Origin of the sequence: Leclercia sp. Marseille-Q4284 (assembly GCF_916618945.1) — a bacterium.
GTDB lineage: Bacteria > Pseudomonadota > Gammaproteobacteria > Enterobacterales > Enterobacteriaceae > Enterobacter > Enterobacter tamurae.
Map to the genome: position 1 here is coordinate 1,367,058 of NZ_CAKAKG010000001.1, position 20,242 is coordinate 1,387,299.

Below are 20,242 nucleotides of genomic sequence, written 5' to 3' on the forward strand. Positions count from 1 at the left end.
ACCACCATGCGCCTGGTCATTATTGGAAACGGAATGGCGGCAACGCGACTGATTGAGTCGCTGACCGACCGTGCCCCCGGGCGCTTCGTCATCACCGTCATTGGTGATGAGCGGGCTCCGGCCTACAACCGCATTCAGCTCTCCCCGGTGCTGGGTGGCGAGAAAGAGGCGAACGCCACGCGACTGCACGATGACGCCTGGTATCGTGCGCGCGGCGTCACGGTGCTGAGCGGCGAGCGGGTGCTGGCGGTAGTGTGCGAAGCGCGGATGCTGCGCACCGATAAACGTCTGATGGGGTGGGATGAGCTGGTGTTTGCCACCGGTTCCCGGCCTTTTGTGCCACCGATCCCCGGTGTGGGTCTGCCGCATGTCTTTACCTTCCGCACCCTCAATGACGTTAACGCCATTCTGGCGACCCCCGGCCCGGCGATAGTGCTTGGGGGCGGGGTGCTCGGGGTAGAAGCCGCCGCGGCGTTACAACGTCACCGTGACAACGTCACTTTAATCCATCGAGGCCCCTGGCTGATGGAGCAGCAGCTGGATCAGCAGGCCGGGCTGCTGCTGGAGCAGGCGCTGAGCGAGCGGGGCATCGGCTGCGAGCTGAACGGCGGCCTGACGGCCATCAATCCAGACAGCGTCACCCTCAGCAACGGTCGCACTGTTGCCGCCACGCGGGTGGTGCTGGCCACGGGCGTGACGCCCAACATCGCCCTGGCCCAGGCCAGCGGCGTGCCGTGCGGGCGCGGCATTCGGGTAGATGACCTGATGCGCACTGCCTTAGAGGGCATCAGCGCTATCGGCGAGTGTTGTGAAATTGACGGCCAGACCTGGGGCCTGGTGGCTCCGTGCCTGGCTCAGGCGGAGATCCTTGCCGCCCGTCTGGCCGGGGAGAACGTCAACCCCTTTACCCCGCTGCAAAACGGTATGCGCCTGAAGGTGACCGGCGTGGAGCTGTTCAGCGTCGGGGAAGTCACCGCGCAACAGGATGACGCGGTGTGGACCAGCTGGGATCCGTTGACCCGCCACTACCGCCGCTTACTGGTTCGTAACGGCACGCTGGCAGGCGTGCTGCTGATGGGGGAGTGTCGCAGCGCGGCCACCCTTACCGATTTACTGGCAACGTCAGAACCCGCCCAAGCGGACTGGCTGTTCGATCGATTCACTACGCAGCCGCTGGTTGCAGGACAAAACGCGATGACAAAACCTACTCTGATTGTGGTTGGGCACGGTATGGTCGGCCACCATTTTCTTGAAGACTGCGTGAACCGCGGTTTGCATCAGCAATACCAGATTGTGGTCTTTGGGGAAGAGCGCTATGCCGCCTACGACCGCGTCCATCTCTCGGAATACTTTGCCGGACGCAGCGCCGACTCGCTGTCGATGGTAAACGGTGATTTCTTTGCCGATAACGGCATTGAGCTGCGCCTGTCCCAGCAGATTGTCGCCATCGATCGCGACGCCCGGGTGGTGCGCACCGCAGGCGGGCACGAAACCCACTGGGATAAACTGGTGCTGGCCACCGGATCTTATCCGTTTGTACCCCCGGTGCCGGGGCGCGAGCTGCCGGGCTGCTTTGTCTACCGTACCCTTGACGATCTGGACCAGATTGCTGCCCATGCCAAAAGCTCCCGCACCGGGGTGGTGATCGGCGGCGGGCTGCTGGGGCTGGAGGCGGCCAACGCCCTGAAACAGCTCGGGCTGGAGACCCACGTGGTGGAGTTCGCCCCGAACCTGATGGCGGTGCAGCTCGATAACGACGGGGCCGCCATGCTGCGGCGCAAAATCGAAGCCCTCGGTGTGGGGGTGCACACCAGCAAAGCCACCACTGAGATCGCCGACACCGACGCGGGCAAGGTGCTGCGCTTTGCCGACGGCAGCGAGCTGGCCGCCGACATGGTGGTCTTTTCCGCCGGGATCCGCCCGCAGGATGCGCTGGCCCGGGGCTGCGATCTGCTGCTGGGCGAGCGGGGCGGGATCGCCATCGACAACCAGTGCCGCACCTCGGACGAGGATATCTTCGCCATCGGGGAGTGCGCCTTGTGGGAAGGTAAAATCTACGGACTGGTCGCGCCCGGCTACCAGATGGCGCGGGTAGCCAGCGCCGCGCTGGCCGGAGAGGCGAACGCCTTCACCGGGGCGGACATGAGCACCAAACTCAAGCTGCTGGGAGTGGACGTGGCCTCGTTTGGCGATGCTCACGCCCGTACGCCGGGGGCACAGAGCTACCAGTGGACCCACGGCCCGCAGCAGATCTACAAAAAGATCGTGGTTAGCGCCGACAACAAAACCCTGCTCGGCGGGGTGCTGGTGGGGGATGCCAGCGAATACGCCACCCTGGTGCAGATGATGCTCAACGACATCCGTCTGCCGAAGGATCCTGAGACCCTAATCCTGCCCGCCGTGGCAGGCAGCGCCCCGAAAGCGCTGGGGGTGGCAGCTCTGCCGGAGAGCGCGCAGATCTGCTCCTGCCACAACGTCAGCAAAGGCGATATCTGCCAGGCGGTGAGCAACGGTGCCACCGACATCGGGGCGGTAAAACAGTGCACCAAAGCGGCCACCGGATGTGGCGGGTGCAGCGCGCTGGTAAAACAGGTGATGGAGTTCCAGCTGGCAGCCCAGGGCGTGGAGGTGAAAAAGGATATCTGCGAGCACTTCGCCTGGTCACGCCAGGAGATCTACCACCTGGTGCGCGTCAACCGTATCCACACTTTTGAGCAACTGATTAGTCGTTACGGCCAGGGGCACGGGTGCGAGATCTGTAAGCCGCTGGTGGGCTCGGTGCTGGCCTCCTGCTGGAACGAATATCTGCTCAAACCGGCCCATCTGCCGCTGCAGGACACCAACGACCGCTACTTTGCCAACATCCAGAAAGACGGTACTTATTCTATCGTGCCGCGCATGGCCGCGGGTGAAGTGACCGCTGACGGGCTGATCGCCATCGGCCAGATCGCCAAACGCTATCAGCTGTACAGCAAAATCACCGGCGGGCAGCGTATCGACCTGTTTGGTGCCCGGCTGGAGCAGCTCCCGGAGATCTGGCAGCAGCTGATCGATGCCGGGTTTGAAACCGGCCACGCCTACGGCAAATCTCTGCGCACGGTGAAATCCTGCGTCGGCTCTACCTGGTGCCGCTACGGCGTGCAGGATTCTACCGGGCTGGCGGTGGTGCTGGAGAACCGCTACAAAGGGCTGCGCGCCCCGCACAAGATCAAGATGGCGGTCTCGGGTTGCACCCGCGAATGCGCCGAAGCCCAGAGCAAGGACGTGGGGGTGATCGCCACCGACAAGGGCTGGAACCTCTACCTGTGCGGCAACGGCGGGATGAAGCCGCGCCACGCGGATCTGTTTGCCAGCGATCTCGATGACGCCACGCTCCTGCGCTACGTCGATCGCTTCCTGATGTTCTACATCCGCACCGCCGATCGCCTGCAGCGCACCAGCACCTGGCGGGATAACCTTGAGGGCGGACTGGAGTATTTGCGGGAGGTGATCATCGACGACAGCCTCGGCATTGCCGACGAGCTGGAGCAGGAGATGCAGCGGGTGGTGGACACGTATCAGTGCGAATGGCAGACCACCCTGCAGGACCCGGGCCGTCTGGCACAGTTCCGCACCCTTGATGCGCAGCCTGCGGCAACCAAACGCTGGCAGGCGGTTTGTTCTCTGGAGGAGATCCCCGAGGAGGCGGGAATTGGTGCCCGTCTGGGTGAGCAGCCCATCGCGCTGTTCCGCTTCGGCAAGTCGGTCTACGCCCTGGAAGACCGGGAGCCGGGCGGCAGCGCCAGCGTGCTCTCCCGCGGTATCCTCGGTGATGCCGGGGGCGAGCCGGTGGTGATCTCCCCGCTGTACAAAACGCGGATCCGTCTGCGGGATGGGCGTCAGGTCGATACCGGTGAAGTAGCGGTCCGCGCCTGGCCGGTGAAGGTTGACGGCGACCGGGTGCTGGTGGGCAGCGAAGAGCTGGTGATGCGTGCGGAGGCCTCATGAGTGAAACCCAAACGACCTGTCCCTACTGCGGCGTCGGCTGCGGAATCATTGCAACCGTGGAAGATGGCACGGTGAGCGTGCGCGGCGACGACAGCCATCCAGCCAACTTCGGTCGACTGTGCGTCAAAGGCTCGGCATCAGGTGAGACTACCGGCCTGGCGGGACGCCTGCTGCACCCGGAGGTGGACGACCAGCCGGTGAGTTGGGACCAGGCGCTGGAGACGGCGGGTACCCGCCTGCGGGAAATCATTGACACCTACGGGCCGCAGGCGGTGGCCTTTTATGCCTCAGGCCAGCTGCTGACCGAGGATTACTATGCCGCCAACAAGCTGATGAAAGGCTTTATCGGCGCGGCCAATATCGACACCAACTCCCGGCTCTGCATGTCCTCGGCAGTGGTGGGCTACAAGCGCGCCTTCGGGGAGGACATCGTTCCGTGCAGCTACGACGACGTTGAGCAGACCGACCTGGTGGTGCTGGTGGGCTCCAACGCTGCCTGGACCCATCCGGTGCTCTGGCAGCGGCTGGCGCAGGCTCGCGCCGCTAACCCGGCGATGAAGGTGGTGGTGATCGACCCGCGGCGCACCGCGACCTGCGACATTGCCGACCTGCATCTGGCCCTGGCGCCGGGCAGCGATGCCGGGCTGTTTGTCGGCCTGCTGAACGCCATCGATCCTGCGCAGGCCAGCGACTGGCCGCCCGAGCGGGTGGCGGCGTTTTGCGACCTGCCGCCTGAGGAGGTCGCCACCTTTTACGCCTGGTTTAACGCCGCCCCGCGGGCGGTGACGCTCTACACCATGGGGATCAACCAGTCCATCAGCGGCAGCGACAAGTGCAATGCGATTATTAACGTCCATCTGGCGAGCGGCAAAATTGGCCGCGAAGGCTGCGGGCCGTTTTCGCTGACCGGTCAGCCCAATGCGATGGGCGGCCGTGAGGTGGGCGGTCTGGCGAATCAGCTGGCGGCGCACATGAACTTTACCCCAGACGATCTCTGCCGGGTGGCGCGCTTCTGGGGAACGGAGCGGCTGGCCCAGACCCCGGGGCTGATGGCGGTGGAGCTGTTCGAGGCCATTGCCCGCGGGGAGGTGAAAGCGGTGTGGATCATGGGCACCAACCCGGCGGTGTCACTCCCGGACAGCCATGCGGTCTGTCAGGCCCTGGCCGCCTGTCCGCTGGTGCTGGTCTCGGAAGTGATGCGCGACACCGATACCAGCCGCTTCGCCCACATCCGCTTTCCGGCGCTTGGCTGGGGGGAGAAAAACGGCACCGTCACTAACTCCGAACGACGTATCTCACGCCAGCGCGCCTTTCTGCCCGCGCCCGGCGAGGCGAAACCGGACTGGTGGATCATCGCCCGTATTGCTGAAAAACTGGGCCACGGCGCGGCCTTTGCCTGGGATCATCCCCACGCCATTTTTACCGAGCATGCCGGGCTGTCGGCGTTTGAGAACCAGGGTGAACGGGCGTTTAACCTCGCTGAACTGGCAAACCTGACCCGCGAGCAGTGGGATGATCTGACTCCCTGGCAGTGGCCCATTCATCCTGAGGCGTTAACCCACGCCCGTATTATCCCGGTTACCCCGCAGCCGCACGGCGCGACGCCGAATCTGCTCTATCCCTTTATGCTCAACAGCGGGCGACTTCGCGACCAGTGGCACACCATGACCCGCACCGGCTATGTCCCACGCCTGATGCAGCACCGGGATGAGCCGACGGTGGATATTTCCCCGCAGGATGCCGCCCGGCTGGGAGTTCAGGACGGACAGCTGACGCGCATCAGCGGCCCGCGTGGGCTGATGGTGGCCCGGGCGCGGATCGCTGCCGGGCAGCGCGCCGGGGAGCTGTTTGTCCCGATGCACTGGAACAGCTGTTTTTCGCGCCAGGGCAAGGTTAATGCCCTGGTGGAGGGACGCTGCGATCCCCATTCCGGTCAGCCGGAAAGCAAGCAGACCGCGGTGCGGCTGATGCCCTGGCAGCCCGCCTGGCAGGGGGAGCTGTACAGCCGCGAGGAATTGACTCTGCCGACGCACATCCACTGGTGGCGCAAGGCGACCGCCGGGGTGTCGCGCCTGACCCTGGCGGGGGACAAGCCGCTGCTGGAGTGGCTAATGGCACACTGCACCGGGCAGGGCTGGCAGCTGCAAATTGCGCAAACCGGCGAGCGTAGCAGCCTCCTGGCCTGGCATGACGGGGCGCTGATGCTGGGATTCTGGCAGGGGAGCGTATTACCGACGCTGGGGCATGCTTTTATTGAAGAGGCGTTTCGCACCGCCCCGGTGGAGCTGGCCGAACGTCACGCTCTGCTGGACGGGCAACATCCCGGGGAGCGAGTTGAGTCCGGGCGCATTATCTGTAGCTGTTTCAGCGTTGGCGAAAACGCGATCCGTGCGGCGATTGAGGAAGGGTGTGACTCGGCGGCGGCGCTGGGGGCGAAACTGCGCTGCGGCACTAACTGCGGCTCCTGCGTGCCGGAGCTGAAGGAGATGCTTTCCGTGCGGGTGTAAGTGCCTGATGGCGCTAACGCTTATCAGGCCTACGGTCCCGTAGGCCGGGTAAGCGCAGCGCCACCCGGCAATCAGGCACCCTATTTCAGGATATTCCTGAAATTTTCCTTAGGGCTGAAATTTTTCCTCAACCGCGCTAAGGTGTTAACTCTGTTTTCATCAACACAGGCTCCCTTTCACGACGGTGATAGTTGTTTCTCCCCGCATACGCTGGCTGTTCCTCCTCCTCTGTACTCCCGGAGCCGTTCACAGTGCCCCGAATTCCTTTATCCAGCAGGCGCAAAACCCCTTTGATAATAACGGCGACAGCCTGCCGGACTTAGGCATGGCGACCCCAACGGGGGAGGGTGAGAAGCATCTGGCGGAGATGGCGAAAGCCTTCGGGGAGGCCAGCATGACCGACAACGGCCTGACCACCGAGGAGCAGGCCCGGCAGTTTGCCCTGAGCCAGGTGCGGGACGCGGTCAGTCAGGAGGTCAATCAGCACATCGAATCGTGGCTCTCTCCCTGGGGCAACGCCAGCGTCGATCTGCTGGTGGATGATGAGGGGCAATTCACCGGCAGCAAGGGCAGCTGGTTTATCCCCTGGCAGGATAACAATCGCTACCTGACCTGGAGCCAGCTCGGCCTGACCCAGCAGAAGGACGGCCTGGTGAGCAACGCGGGCATCGGCCAGCGCTGGGTGGCGGGCAAATGGCTGCTGGGTTACAACACCTTTTACGACAATCTGTTGGATGAAAACCTGCAGCGCGCCGGGCTGGGGGCGGAAGCCTGGGGCGAATACCTGCGGCTGTCGGCCAACTACTATCAGCCTTTTGCCAGCTGGCGGGACAGCTCGGCGGTAGAGGAGCAGCGTATGGCGCGCGGGTACGACGTCACCGCCAAAGCCTGGCTGCCGTTCTGGCATCACCTCAATACCAGCGTCAGCTTTGAACAATACTACGGTGATAACGTCGATCTGTTTCATACCGGGACCGGGTATCGCAACCCGCTGGCGGTCAATCTGGGGCTGGATTACACCCCGGTGCCGCTGGTGACCTTCTCCGCCGCGCACAAGCAGGGGGAGAGCGGGGTGAGTCAGAATAACCTCGGCCTGAAGCTCAACTATCGCTTCGGGGTACCGCTGAAAAAACAGCTCTCTGCCAGCGAAGTGATGGACAGCCGCTCCCTGCGGGGCAGTCGCTACGATCCGCCGGAACGCGAGAGCCTGCCGGTGCTGGAATTCCGGAAGCTGAAGACCCTGTCGGTATGGCTGGCCACGCCGCCGTGGGATCTGCACCCGGGTGAGACGGTGGTACTGAAGCTGGATATTCGCAGCCGACACGGGGTGCGTGCGCTGCACTGGCAGGGGGATACTCAGGCGTTGAGCCTGACCTCACCGGCGCAGGCCAGTGACAGTGACGGCTGGAGTATTATTCTGCCGGCGTGGGATAACCGCGAGGGGGCGAGCAATCGCTGGAAACTGTCGGTAGTGGTGGAAGATAAAGCCGGGCAGCGTGTCTCTTCCAATGAGATCACGCTGGCGCTGACGCAGCCGCTGCTGGCGCTGCCAGAAGAGGACCCGCGCTGGACGCTGCTGCCGGACGAGTAGACTTAGAAAATGCGTTCCTGATGCACCCACACCGCGGCTTCCACGCGGGATTTCAGCTTCATCTTCTTCAGCATATGTTTCACGTGCACCTTGACCGTGCTTTCGGTGATGTCCAGGCGACGAGCAATCATCTTGTTCGGCAGCCCCTGGGCAATCAGCTTGAGGATATCGCGCTCGCGCGGGGTCAACTGACTGACGTCGCGGTCAGAGGTAGCGCGGTTGGCGCGCAGGCTGGCCGCCAGCACCGGGGTCAGGGCTTCGCTCAGAACCATGTCACCAGCCGCCGCCTGTTGCAGGGATTTCAGCAGCTCTTCCGGCTCCATGTCTTTCAGCAGGTAGCCATCGGCGCCGCGTTTCAGGGCGGTGACCACGTCCTCTTCATGGTTGGAGACGCTGAACACCACCACCCGGCCGGAGAGCGATTTCTCGCGCAGTTTGTCCAGGGTTTCGAGGCCGTTCATGCCGGGCATATTCAGGTCGAGCAGGATCAAATCAGGATCGAGCGCCTCGGCCAGTTCAATGCCCTGTTCACCATTGCTGGCTTCGCCCACGACGGTGATATCCGAGGCCATGCTGATAAGTTGTTTTACGCCGGTGCGCAGCATCGGATGATCGTCGATCAGCAGGATTGTTGCAGGCTCCTGATTAGACATGGTGTTCTCCTTGGGCAGTGAAAAGAGGCTTTTCGGGAATAAAGGTGACAATGACGTCCGTTCCGCCAGACTCGCCTGGACGGACCTGACAATCTCCACGCAGACTTTGTGCACGGTCGCGCATAATAATCAGACCGTAGTGGTTACTTCTTTCGGCGTTGGCCGGTAAACCGCGGCCGTTGTCGCGCACCACCAGTTTGACCTGGTTGTCGTGTTGACTCACGGTGAGCGAAACCGCCGTCGCCCCGGAATGTTTCAGCGCGTTGCTTAACGCTTCCCGGGCGATCTGCAGCAGATGAATGGCCTGGTGAGAGGGGACAAACCGCGGCGGCAGCTGGTAATCCAGGGTTACGGTAAAGCCGAGCCGGGCGCTGAACTCCTGGCAGCTGGCTTCGAGGGCTGGGCGCAGGCCGGGCTCCGTCAGCTGCAGGCGGAAGGTGGTCAGCAACTCGCGGAGCTGCACCCAGGAGGTGTTCAGCTCATTGCGGATCTGGCTCAACAGCTGTTTGTGGCTCTCCGGCAGGTCGGTGTCCTGCATCTGCAGACAGCTGACCTGCATCTTCATACAGGAGAGCGACTGGGCGATGGAGTCGTGTAACTCCCGGGCAATGGTGGCGCGCTCTTCCATCACAATCAGCTGCTGCTGTTTTTCCTGGTGGCGGTCGAGCGCCAGGGTGGCGGTCAGCTGCTCCACCAGGGTATCCACCAGCTGCTGCTGATCGTGGTTAAGGTGGCGTCCGGCAGGCAGGGTGGCCAGTAAAATGCCGTACTGGGTCAGGTTATCCGCCAGTCGCCACTTCAGGGTCGTGCCGCTGGTGGTCAGCGGCGGCAGGCTGCGCGGACAGAGGTGGCAGCCGATTTCATCGCAGCTCATATCTGACTGACAGGTAAATTCCTGGTGATTTTCTTCATCTTCCATGTCATACACCCGCAGCTCAATGTCGTGCAGCAGGGTCAGATTCTGCAGGCCGTTAAGCACCGGCGAGAGCCGCTCGCACAGCGGTACCTGAGAGTGCAGGCGGCGGTTGGCCTGCCAGAGGAAAGAGAGGATCTCGTTTTTCTGCTCCAGCCCGGCGGTTTTTTCCCGCACCCGCTGCTCCAGCACCGCATAGCTTTCGGCCAGCTCCCCGGACATGGTGTTCAGCGCTTCGCCGAGCATCGCCATCTCATTGCGGCCGTTAATGTGCGCCCGTTGGGTAAAATCGCGCTGGGTAACCGCCCGGGCCACCGCCAGCAGTTGTCGCCAGGGATGCAACAGTCGGGCGCGCAGCCAGATAATGGTGAACACCAGCAGCAGGGCCATAAACAGCACCATCAGCCGCTGCATCACCACTACCCGCGCAATACGCTGTTCAGTGCTGCTGTCGAAGGCGGTGACCAGATTATCGATCCGGCTGACAAAAGCGGAGATATCACTGGCGACCGCGTCGGGGTTTTGTGCCTGCCGCAGGCCCGGTGCCAGCTGGTTTTGCCAGTAATCCTGCAGGGCTTTCAGCTGCGCCTGTTGGTCATCGTGCTGCGCCGCGCTTTGCAGCACCGGGCTGAAGGCCGTGGCATTCATCTCATCAAGGAGGACCTGATCTTTGGCTTCCAGCGGGATCGCCGCCAGCAGGCGATAGCTCTGCATGCGCAGCGAACCGGCTTTGTTAATGGCGTGCGCGCTGCCCTGAACGCCCTGCACCAGCCAGCCGGAAATTGCCATTCCCGCCACCCCGATTGCGGTAGACAGCATGACAATCAGCACCAGTTGGTTAACCAGCGTCAGCGGTGAAAAACAGCGTTTAAACATAGGGTAGTCTGGCTCCTGACAATGCCTGAACTCGGCAAGGGCTCTATTCTCAGCCATACCCTGGAGTATACCCATACCTAAAAAGGATTACCCATTAATTGCCATTTGTCTGATGAATGGGGGGAGGGGGTAAGCGGGGAGTAGCAGTCCAGTGAAAAACCACACCTTTTTTAGCGGAATGGGCTACTCACCAGGGAGTACATCAACTTTTTCCGGCGGAATTTGCCTGCCTTGCCCTTGATTTATATCAACTTCCTGTCGGCTTAAAACCCTGATCTTTGTAGCATCTTTTAAGAATCAGAGGTGTCTATGAGTCACTCAACTACCCCCGAAAGGGATTCCGGCCCGGTCATTACGGAGTGGCGTCCGGAAGATCCGGCGTTCTGGCAACAGCGCGGTCAACGTATAGCCAGTCGTAATCTGTGGATTTCCGTTCCTTGTTTGCTGCTGGCGTTCTGCGTCTGGATGTTGTTCAGCGCCGTCGCCGTTAACCTGCCAAAAGTGGGCTTTACGTTTACTACCGACCAGTTGTTTATGTTAACGGCGCTGCCGGCGCTCTCCGGTGCGTTGCTGCGTGTGCCTTATGCCTTTATGGTGCCGCTGTTTGGCGGTCGCCGCTGGACCGCGTTCAGTACCGGGATCATGATTATTCCGTGCGTGTGGCTGGGCTTTGCGGTGCAGGATACCTCTACGCCGTTCAGCGTCTTTGTGATTATCTCTCTGCTGTGTGGCTTTGCGGGCGCTAACTTTGCCTCCAGCATGGCTAACATCAGCTTCTTCTTCCCGAAACAGAAGCAGGGTGGCGCGCTGGGGATCAACGGCGGGCTGGGCAACATGGGCGTCAGCGTCATGCAGCTGATTGCGCCGCTGGCGATCTCGGTTTCTATCTTCGCAGCCTTTGGCGGTGCGGGCGTTGAGCAGGCTGATGGCTCATACCTGTTCCTGCAGAACGCGGCGTGGATCTGGGTCCCGTTCCTGGTGGTATTAACCCTGGCCGCATGGTTCGGCATGAACGATCTGGCGGCGTCGAAAGCCTCCCTGAGCGAACAGCTCCCGGTGCTGAAGCGTGCCCATCTGTGGATCATGGCGCTGCTCTATCTCGCCACCTTCGGCTCCTTTATCGGCTTCTCCGCCGGGTTTGCGATGCTGTCCAAAACCCAGTTCCCGGACGTGCAGATCCTGCACTACGCCTTCTTCGGCCCGTTCATTGGGGCTCTGGCGCGCTCCACCGGGGGGATGATCTCCGACCGTCTGGGCGGTACCCGCGTGACGCTGGTGAACTTCGTGCTGATGGCAATCTTCTGTGGCCTGCTGTTTATGACCCTGCCGGTTAACGGCGTGGGCGGCAACTTTGGCGCCTTCTTCGCGGTGTTTATGGTGCTGTTCCTGACCGCCGGGCTGGGTAGCGCCTCGACCTTCCAGATGATCTCGGTGATCTTCCGTAAGCTGACCATGGACCGCGTCAAAGCGCAGGGCGGCGACGAGCAGCAGGCGATGCGTGAAGCGGCTACCGACACTGCTGCCGCGCTGGGCTTCATCTCTGCGATTGGTGCCATTGGCGGGTTCTTTATCCCTAAAGCATTCGGCATCTCGCTGGACCTGACCGGCTCCCCGGCGGGCGCCATGAAAGTGTTCCTTGTTTTCTATATCGTCTGCGTGTTTGTCACCTGGCTGGTATATGGACGAAATTCTAATAAAAAATAAGTAAGTTTGATTATCCGTTTGCGCGGCCTGGTGCCGCGCTTTTTTTATCCCGATATTAGTTACAACATACTCAAGGACGCAACCCCTGCCGCCGCGCAGCCGCTGTGATCCCCATCGCTAATCAGGGGGCTCTACCCCTTAATACCCCTCCAGGTATCTGCCACGCGTGCTTTTGTACGATAAATACAAAATATCCATATAAAACAGTTGGTTGATATGTTGGGTTTTGTACCGCTTTAGGGGTAGTCGCGGATTAGCCGCGCTTAACATCCCCCGTTCCTCTTGATCGTTATCAATTCTCACCATCTTTCATAGCGTTACCTTCGCTGCAAATCAGCAATGTCGATTTAGAGAGCCACAGGCTCCACACAGGAGATACCCGATGAGCAAATTTTTGGACCGGTTTCGCTACTTCAAACAGAAGGGTGAGACTTTTGCCGATGGGCACGGCCAGGTTCTGGAGACCAACCGGGACTGGGAAGACGGTTACCGTCAGCGCTGGCAGCATGACAAAGTTGTCCGCTCCACCCACGGCGTAAACTGCACCGGCTCATGCAGCTGGAAGATTTTCGTGAAAAACGGTCTGGTGACCTGGGAAATGCAGCAGACGGACTACCCGCGTACCCGTCCGGATATGCCAAACCACGAACCGCGTGGCTGCCCGCGTGGCGCCAGCTACTCATGGTATCTCTACAGCGCCAACCGTCTGAAATACCCGCTGATGCGTAAGCGCCTGATGAAGATGTGGCGTGAAGCGAAAGTGCAGCACAGCGATCCTGTTGATGCCTGGGCATCCATTATCGAAGACGCCGACAAAGCGAAAAGCTTCAAGCAGGCCCGCGGTCGCGGCGGCTTTGTCCGCTCCTCCTGGCAGGAAGTGAATGAGCTGATTGCCGCCTCTAACGTCTATACCGTCAAAACCTACGGCCCGGACCGTGTTGCAGGCTTCTCGCCAATCCCGGCGATGTCGATGGTCTCCTATGCGTCCGGCGCCCGCTACCTCTCCCTGATTGGCGGAACCTGCCTGAGCTTCTATGACTGGTACTGCGACCTGCCGCCTGCGTCTCCACAGACCTGGGGTGAGCAGACCGACGTGCCGGAATCCGCTGACTGGTACAACTCCAGCTACATCATCGCCTGGGGCTCTAACGTGCCACAGACCCGTACCCCGGACGCCCACTTCTTTACCGAAGTGCGTTACAAAGGCACCAAAACCGTTGCCGTAACCCCGGATTACGCCGAAATCGCTAAGCTGTGCGACCTGTGGCTGGCACCAAAGCAGGGTACCGATGCCGCGATGGCGCTGGCGATGGGCCACGTGATGCTGCGTGAGTTCCACCTCGACAAGCCAAGCCAGTACTTCACCGACTACGTGCGCAAATATACCGACATGCCGATGCTGGTGATGCTGGAAGAGCGTGACGGTTACTACGCCGCAGGCCGTATGCTGCGTGCCGCTGACCTGGTGGATGCGCTGGGCCAGGAAAACAACCCGGAATGGAAAACCGTTGCTTACAACAGCAATGGCGACATGATTGCTCCGAACGGCTCTATCGGCTTCCGCTGGGGCGAGAAGGGCAAATGGAACCTTGAGCAGCGCAATGGCGCGACGGGCGAAGAGACTGAACTGCGCCTGAGCATGCTGGGCAGCCAGGACGAGATCGCTGACGTCGGCTTCCCGTACTTCGGCGGCGAAGGGTCTGAGCACTTCAACAAGGTTGAACTCCAGAACGTCCTGATGCACAAACTGCCGGTGAAACGCCTGCAGCTGGCCGATGGTTCTACCGCGCTGGTGACCACCGTTTACGACCTGACCCTGGCCAACTACGGCCTGGAACGTGGTCTGAACGATGAAAACTGCGCTACCAGCTACGACGACGTCAAAGCTTACACCCCGGCCTGGGCAGAGCAGATCACCGGTGTTCCGCGGGCGCACATCATCCGTACCGCCCGTGAATTTGCTGATAACGCAGACAAGACCCACGGTCGGTCAATGATCATCGTCGGTGCCGGTCTGAACCACTGGTATCACCTCGATATGAACTATCGTGGCCTGATCAACATGCTGATCTTCTGCGGCTGCGTCGGTCAGAGCGGCGGCGGCTGGGCGCACTATGTCGGCCAGGAAAAACTGCGTCCGCAGACCGGCTGGCAGCCGCTGGCGTTTGCCCTCGACTGGCAGCGTCCGGCACGTCACATGAACAGCACTTCGTACTTCTATAACCACTCCAGCCAGTGGCGCTACGAGACGGTGACTGCCCAGGAGCTGCTCTCCCCGATGGCGGATAAATCCCGCTACAGCGGCCACCTGATCGATTTCAACGTGCGTGCAGAACGCATGGGCTGGCTGCCGTCCGCACCTCAGCTGGGAACCAACCCGCTGCGCATTGCGGAAGAGGCGAAGAAAGCCGGGATGACCCCGGTGGATTACACCGTCAAATCCCTGAAAGAGGGCTCGATTCGCTTTGCGGCTGAACAGCCTGAGAACGGTAAAAACCACCCGCGTAACCTGTTCATCTGGCGCTCCAACCTGCTGGGCTCGTCCGGTAAAGGCCATGAGTACATGCTGAAATACCTGCTCGGGACCGAAAACGGTATCCAGGGTAAAGATCTCGGCAAGCAGGGCGGCGTGATGCCTGAAGAGGTGGAGTGGAAAGACAACGGTCTCGACGGCAAGCTGGATCTGGTGGTGACTCTGGACTTCCGTCTCTCCAGCACCTGCCTGTATTCCGACATCGTGCTGCCAACCGCCACCTGGTACGAAAAAGACGACATGAATACCTCGGATATGCATCCGTTTATTCATCCGCTGTCTGCTGCCGTTGACCCGGCCTGGGAATCGAAGAGCGACTGGGATATCTACAAAGACATCGCGAAGAAATTCTCCGAAGTCTGCGTGGGTCATCTGGGCAAAGAGACCGACGTGGTCACACTGCCAATCCAGCACGACTCCGCCGCCGAACTGGCGCAGCCGCTGGACGTGAAGGACTGGAAAAAAGGCGAATGCGACCTGATCCCGGGCGTGACAGCACCGCACATCATTCCGGTTGAGCGTGATTATCCGGCAACGTATGAGCGCTTTACCTCTATCGGTCCGCTGATGGAGAAAATCGGTAACGGCGGGAAAGGCATCGCCTGGAACACCCAGACCGAAATGGATCTGCTGCGTAAGCTCAATTACACCAAAGCGGACGGCCCGGCCAAAGGCCAGCCAATGCTGAACACGGCGATTGATGCGGCAGAGATGATCCTGACCCTGGCCCCGGAAACCAACGGCCAGGTGTCGGTGAAGGCCTGGGCTGCGCTGAGTGAATTTACCGGTCGCGACCATACCCATCTGGCGCTGAATAAAGAAGACGAGAAGATCCGCTTCCGCGATATTCAGGCCCAGCCGCGCAAAATCATCTCCAGCCCGACCTGGTCTGGTCTGGAAGATGAGCACGTCTCCTACAACGCCGGTTATACCAACGTTCACGAGCTGATCCCATGGCGCACCCTGACCGGCCGTCAGTCGCTGTATCAGGATCACCAGTGGATGCGTGACTTCGGTGAGAGCCTGCTGGTGTACCGTCCGCCAATCGACACCCGTTCTGTGAAAGCCGTTATGGGCAAGAAATCCAACGGTAACCCGGAGAAGGCGCTGAACTTCCTGACGCCGCACCAGAAGTGGGGTATCCACTCCACCTACAGCGACAACCTGCTGATGCTGACCTTGTCGCGCGGTGGCCCGATTGTCTGGATGAGTGAAGCGGACGCCAAAGATCTGGGTATCGAAGATAACGACTGGATCGAAGTGTTCAACAGCAACGGTGCCCTGACGGCGCGTGCGGTAGTGAGCCAGCGTGTGCCGGCCGGGATGACCATGATGTACCACGCGCAGGAACGTATCGTGAACCTGCCGGGTTCAGAAATCACCGAGCAGCGCGGCGGTATTCACAACTCCGTGACCCGTATTACGCCGAAGCCAACCCACATGATCGGCGGCTATGCGCAGCTGGCCTACGGCTTTAACTACTACGGCACCGTAGGATCGAACCGCGATGAGTTCGTGGTGGTACGTAAGATGAAGAATATTAACTGGTTAGACGGCGAAGGTAATGACCAGGTACAGGAGAGCGTAAAATGAAAATTCGTTCACAAGTCGGCATGGTGCTGAATCTGGATAAATGCATCGGCTGTCATACCTGCTCAGTCACCTGTAAAAATGTCTGGACCAGCCGGGAAGGTATGGAGTACGCCTGGTTCAACAACGTCGAAAGCAAGCCGGGCACCGGCTTCCCGACCGACTGGGAAAACCAGGAAAAGTGGAAGGGCGGCTGGATCCGTAAAATCAACGGCAAACTGCAGCCGCGCATGGGTAACCGCGCGCTGCTGCTGGGTAAAATCTTCGCGAACCCGCATCTGCCGGGCATCGACGATTACTACGAGCCGTTTGATTTTGACTACCAGAACCTGCACAACGCGCCGGAAGGTAAACACCAGCCGATCGCCCGTCCACGCTCGCTGATCACCGGTCAGCGCATGGACAAAATCACCAGCGGGCCAAACTGGGAAGAGATTCTGGGCGGTGAGTTCGAAAAACGCGCCAAAGACCAGAACTTCGAGAACATGCAGAAGGCGATGTACGGCCAGTTCGAAAACACCTTCATGATGTATCTGCCGCGCCTGTGCGAACACTGCCTGAACCCGGCCTGTGTCGCCACCTGCCCGAGCGGTGCCATCTACAAGCGTGAAGAAGACGGCATCGTGCTGATCGACCAGGACAAGTGCCGCGGCTGGCGTATGTGTATCACCGGCTGCCCGTACAAAAAGATCTACTTCAACTGGAAGAGCGGTAAGTCCGAGAAGTGCATCTTCTGCTACCCGCGTATCGAAGCCGGGATGCCAACCGTCTGCTCCGAGAGCTGCGTAGGCCGTATCCGCTACCTCGGCGTGCTGCTGTATGACGCAGATGCGATTGAGAACGCGGCAAGCACCGAGCATGAGAAAGATCTCTATCAGCGTCAGCTGGATGTGTTCCTCGATCCGAACGATCCGAAGGTAATCGCTCAGGCGCTGGCCGACGGCATTCCGCAGAGCGTGATCGACGCAGCGCAGCAGTCGCCGGTCTACAAAATGGCGATGGACTGGAAGCTGGCCCTGCCGCTGCATCCGGAATACCGCACATTGCCGATGGTCTGGTACGTGCCACCGCTGTCGCCGATTCAGTCTGCGGCGGACGCGGGCGAGCTGGGCAGCAACGGCATCCTGCCGGATGTCGAAAGCCTGCGTATCCCGGTGCAGTATCTGGCGAACCTGCTGACTGCGGGTGACACCCAGCCGGTGCTGCTGGCCCTGAAACGTATGCTGGCGATGCGCCACTTCAAACGTGCGGAAACCGTTGACGGCGTCATCGATACCCGCGCGCTGGAAGAGGTGGGCTTAAGCGAAGCGCAGGCCCAGGAGATGTACCGCTACCTGGCGATTGCTAACTACGAAGATCGTTTCGTGGTGCCGAGTAGCCACCGTGAGCTGGCTCGTGAAGCTTTCCCGGAGAAAAGCGGGTGTGGCTTTACTTTCGGCGACGGTTGCCACGGTTCAGACAATAAATTCAACCTGTTCAACAGCCGCCGCATCGATGCGATGGATGTGACCAGCAAAACGGAGCCGCACCAATGATTGAACTCGTCATTGTTTCGCGTCTGCTCGAGTACCCGGATGCTGCTCTTGCGCAGCATCAACAGGAACTCTTTGATGCACTCGCGTCATCGGAAAACCTGGATAAAGAGGATGCCCAGACATTGGGCGTTTTCCTCCGCGACCTGCTGGCGCGCGATCTTCTGGATGCCCAGTCTGACTACAGCCAGCTGTTTGATCGCGGCCGCGCCACCTCGCTGCTGCTGTTTGAACACGTTCACGGGGAATCCCGCGATCGCGGTCAGGCGATGGTCGATCTGATGGCCCAGTATGAGCAGCACGGTTTGCATCTCGACAGCCGCGAGCTGCCGGATCACCTCCCGCTGTATCTGGAATATCTGGCGCAGCTGCCGAAAGAAGAGGCGCTGGGCGGTTTGCAGGATATCGCGCCGATCCTGGCGCTGCTGGGCGCACGTCTGCAGCAGCGTGAAAGCCGCTATGCGGTGCTGTTCGATCTGCTGGTGAAGCTGGCCAACGCTTCGGTCGACAGTGAAAAAGTGGCGGAGAAAATCGCGGATGAAGCCCGGGATGACACCCCCCAGGCGCTGGATGCGGTCTGGGAAGAGGAGCAGGTGAAGTTCTTTGCTGACCAGAGCTGCGGCGAGTCGGAAATCTCTGCTCACCAGCGTCGTTTTGCCGGTGCCGTTGCCCCGCAATATTTAAATATCTCTACCGGAGGACAGCAATAATGCACTTCCTGAATATGTTCTTCTTCGATATCTATCCGTACATTGCGGGTTCGGTCTTTCTGATTGGTAGCTGGCTGCGTTACGACTACGGTCAGTACACCTGGCGCGCTGCCTCCAGCCAGATGCTGGATCGCAAAGGGATGAACATGGCCTCGAATCTGTTCCACATCGGGATTCTGGGTATCTTTGCCGGTCACTTCCTCGGGATGCTGACCCCGCACTGGATGTATGAATCCTTCCTGCCGATGGACGTGAAGCAGAAGATGGCGATGATTGCCGGGGGCGCCTGCGGCGTGATGACCCTGGTGGGCGGCCTGATGCTGCTGAAACGTCGTCTGTTCAGCCCTCGCGTGCGGGCCACCACCACCGGAGCGGATATTCTGATCCTCTCCCTGCTGATGGTGCAGTGTGCGCTGGGTCTGCTGACCATTCCGTTCTCTGCACAACACATGGACGGCAGCGAAATGCTGAAGCTGGTGGGTTGGGCGCAGTCGGTGGTGACCTTCCACGGCGGGGCGTCTGAGCATCTCGACGGTGTGGCTTTTGTGTTCCGCGTGCACCTGGTGCTGGGTATGACCCTGTTCCTGCTGTTCCCGTTCTCCCGTCTGGTGCATATCTGGAGCGCGCCGGTGGAGTACCTGACGCGCCGGTATCAGATTGTGCGAGCTCGTCGCTAATTCGCTGTTTTAATCGAAACCCCGCTCTGGCGGGGTTTTTTTTCGCCCCAGCCGAGGTTGTTGCCCGCTGCGGCCAACAGAATCAGCGCCCCGCCGGCCAGTTGGGTGAGATTCAGCGAGTGGCCAAACACCAGATTATCGACAATCAGCGCGACCACCGGGTAGATAAACGACAGTGAGCCGATGATGGGGGTAGGGAGCTTCTGGATGGCGCTGTAGAGCAGCTGGTACATGATCCCGGTGTGGACGATGCCCAGCGTCAATAAAATCCCCCACGGGAACTCACCTGATAAAGCGGGCATATGCGCCAGCGGCATGAGCATCACTACGCCGGTCAGAACCTGAATAAAGGCGATATGCTGCGGTGCAATGGTCTTTAATTTGCGGGTGATGATAGCGGTGAGGGCATAAAAGAAAGCCGCACCCAGCGCGAGGCCGATACCCGCCAGCCATCCCGCCTCATGCCCGCCCGTCAGTTCGCTGGAGAGCAGAATCACCACGCCGCCAAAGGCGAGGAACAGCCAGCCCCATTTCACCAGGCTTACCCGTTCACCCAGCAACATCCCCATCAGCACCAGCATAAAGGGCTGAGTGTTATAGACCACCGTCGACAGGCCGATAGAGATACGCTCAAAAGCGGCGAACAGCAGCAGCCAGTTCACCACCAGCGCGACGCCGCCAAGAACGGCGAGGCCCAGCGTGACTTTGGTTAACGGGCTGAAAGGCTGTTTACTGAAACGAATAAAGAGAAACAGCGCAATCGCGCCGATCAGACAGCGCCAGAACACCACCTCTGTTACCGGCAAACCGGAGAGCAAAACAAAGGCTCCAATGGAACCGGATATCAGCATCGCCAGGCTCATTTGCCAGACGCCCTGTTGGATTTCACGCATCGCACACCTCCTGATTAATGCCCTTATTGTTGAAAAAAAGTGTCCGGTTTAACAGGGCTGATCTAAGGTAAAAGAC

General features: G+C 60.4%; 11 protein-coding genes. 8 read left to right on the plus strand and 3 right to left on the minus strand.

Translation table 11 applies throughout. The features are described 5' to 3' along the window. Positions 1–6: 6 nt before the first annotated feature. From nirB to LG383_RS06390, 3 genes are all read left to right on the plus strand, one after another. Complete coding sequence (gene nirB / locus LG383_RS06380) at positions 7–3,987, plus strand: nitrite reductase large subunit NirB (RefSeq protein ID WP_225758599.1); 3,981 nt, start codon at positions 7–9, stop codon at positions 3,985–3,987. Next, the gene (locus LG383_RS06385) at positions 3,984–6,494 is read left to right on the plus strand and encodes a nitrate reductase (RefSeq protein ID WP_225758600.1); all 2,511 of its coding nucleotides are present in this window, start codon (positions 3,984–3,986) and stop codon (positions 6,492–6,494) included. The genes nirB and LG383_RS06385 overlap by 4 nt, the downstream gene beginning before the upstream one ends. A 187-nt stretch (positions 6,495–6,681) precedes the next feature. Further along, positions 6,682–8,085 carry a YchO/YchP family invasin gene (locus LG383_RS06390; protein WP_304608147.1) on the plus strand — a complete coding sequence of 468 codons (1,404 nt, stop codon included), beginning with the start codon at positions 6,682–6,684 and terminating at the stop codon, positions 8,083–8,085. Positions 8,086–8,087: 2 nt separating this feature from the next. Here LG383_RS06390 and narL read toward each other — a convergent pair whose 3' ends face one another. Together narL and narX are read right to left on the minus strand one after the other, a co-directional pair. Continuing rightward, entirely contained in the window at positions 8,088–8,738 is a 651-nt protein-coding gene (gene narL / locus LG383_RS06395) for a two-component system response regulator NarL (RefSeq protein WP_039030700.1), read from the minus strand. Next, on the minus strand, positions 8,731–10,527 hold the full coding sequence (gene narX / locus LG383_RS06400; protein ID WP_225758601.1) for a nitrate/nitrite two-component system sensor histidine kinase NarX: 1,797 nt from the start codon (positions 10,525–10,527) through the stop codon (positions 8,731–8,733). Before narX ends, narL begins: the two co-directional genes overlap by 8 nt. Positions 10,528–10,836: 309 nt before the next feature. Here narX and LG383_RS06405 point away from each other — a divergent pair, with 309 nt between their 5' ends. The 5 genes from LG383_RS06405 (at position 10,837) to narI (ending at position 19,273) form a co-directional block, all read left to right on the plus strand. Beyond that, on the plus strand, positions 10,837–12,231 hold the full coding sequence (locus LG383_RS06405) for a NarK family nitrate/nitrite MFS transporter (RefSeq protein ID WP_106993199.1): 1,395 nt from the start codon (positions 10,837–10,839) through the stop codon (positions 12,229–12,231). Between the two features lie 382 nt (positions 12,232–12,613). Then, on the plus strand, positions 12,614–16,357 hold the full coding sequence (locus LG383_RS06410) for a nitrate reductase subunit alpha (protein WP_106993198.1): 3,744 nt from the start codon (positions 12,614–12,616) through the stop codon (positions 16,355–16,357). Then, complete coding sequence (narH, locus tag LG383_RS06415; protein ID WP_106993197.1) at positions 16,354–17,889, plus strand: nitrate reductase subunit beta; 1,536 nt, start codon at positions 16,354–16,356, stop codon at positions 17,887–17,889. The genes LG383_RS06410 and narH overlap by 4 nt, the downstream gene beginning before the upstream one ends. Then, positions 17,886–18,596 carry a nitrate reductase molybdenum cofactor assembly chaperone gene (gene narJ, locus LG383_RS06420; protein WP_166182711.1) on the plus strand — a complete coding sequence of 237 codons (711 nt, stop codon included), beginning with the start codon at positions 17,886–17,888 and terminating at the stop codon, positions 18,594–18,596. Before narH ends, narJ begins: the two co-directional genes overlap by 4 nt. Next, positions 18,596–19,273: a respiratory nitrate reductase subunit gamma gene (gene narI, locus LG383_RS06425; protein WP_106993195.1), complete on the plus strand. Its 678-nt coding sequence runs from the start codon at positions 18,596–18,598 to the stop codon at positions 19,271–19,273. The genes narJ and narI overlap by 1 nt, the downstream gene beginning before the upstream one ends. On the opposite strand, the gene LG383_RS06430 is transcribed toward narI, so the two are convergent. Beyond that, positions 19,270–20,166 carry a DMT family transporter gene (locus tag LG383_RS06430; RefSeq protein ID WP_225758602.1) on the minus strand — a complete coding sequence of 299 codons (897 nt, stop codon included), beginning with the start codon at positions 20,164–20,166 and terminating at the stop codon, positions 19,270–19,272. The two genes, narI and LG383_RS06430, sit on opposite strands and share 4 nt — an antisense overlap. Positions 20,167–20,242: the final 76 nt, after the last annotated feature.

What these genes read in the sequence shown, in the direction of transcription:
- narL (WP_039030700.1), bottom strand. Translation starts at nt 8,738, where the DNA reads ATGTCTAATCAGGAGCCTGCAACAATCCTGCTGATCGACGATCATCCG.
- narJ (WP_166182711.1), top strand. Translation starts at nt 17,886, where the DNA reads ATGATTGAACTCGTCATTGTTTCGCGTCTGCTCGAGTACCCGGATGCT.
- LG383_RS06410 (WP_106993198.1), top strand. Translation starts at nt 12,614, where the DNA reads ATGAGCAAATTTTTGGACCGGTTTCGCTACTTCAAACAGAAGGGTGAG.
- narX (WP_225758601.1), bottom strand. Translation starts at nt 10,527, where the DNA reads ATGTTTAAACGCTGTTTTTCACCGCTGACGCTGGTTAACCAACTGGTG.
- LG383_RS06430 (WP_225758602.1), bottom strand. Translation starts at nt 20,166, where the DNA reads ATGCGTGAAATCCAACAGGGCGTCTGGCAAATGAGCCTGGCGATGCTG.
- LG383_RS06405 (WP_106993199.1), top strand. Translation starts at nt 10,837, where the DNA reads ATGAGTCACTCAACTACCCCCGAAAGGGATTCCGGCCCGGTCATTACG.
- nirB (WP_225758599.1), top strand. Translation starts at nt 7, where the DNA reads ATGCGCCTGGTCATTATTGGAAACGGAATGGCGGCAACGCGACTGATT.
- LG383_RS06385 (WP_225758600.1), top strand. Translation starts at nt 3,984, where the DNA reads ATGAGTGAAACCCAAACGACCTGTCCCTACTGCGGCGTCGGCTGCGGA.
- narI (WP_106993195.1), top strand. Translation starts at nt 18,596, where the DNA reads ATGCACTTCCTGAATATGTTCTTCTTCGATATCTATCCGTACATTGCG.
- narH (WP_106993197.1), top strand. Translation starts at nt 16,354, where the DNA reads ATGAAAATTCGTTCACAAGTCGGCATGGTGCTGAATCTGGATAAATGC.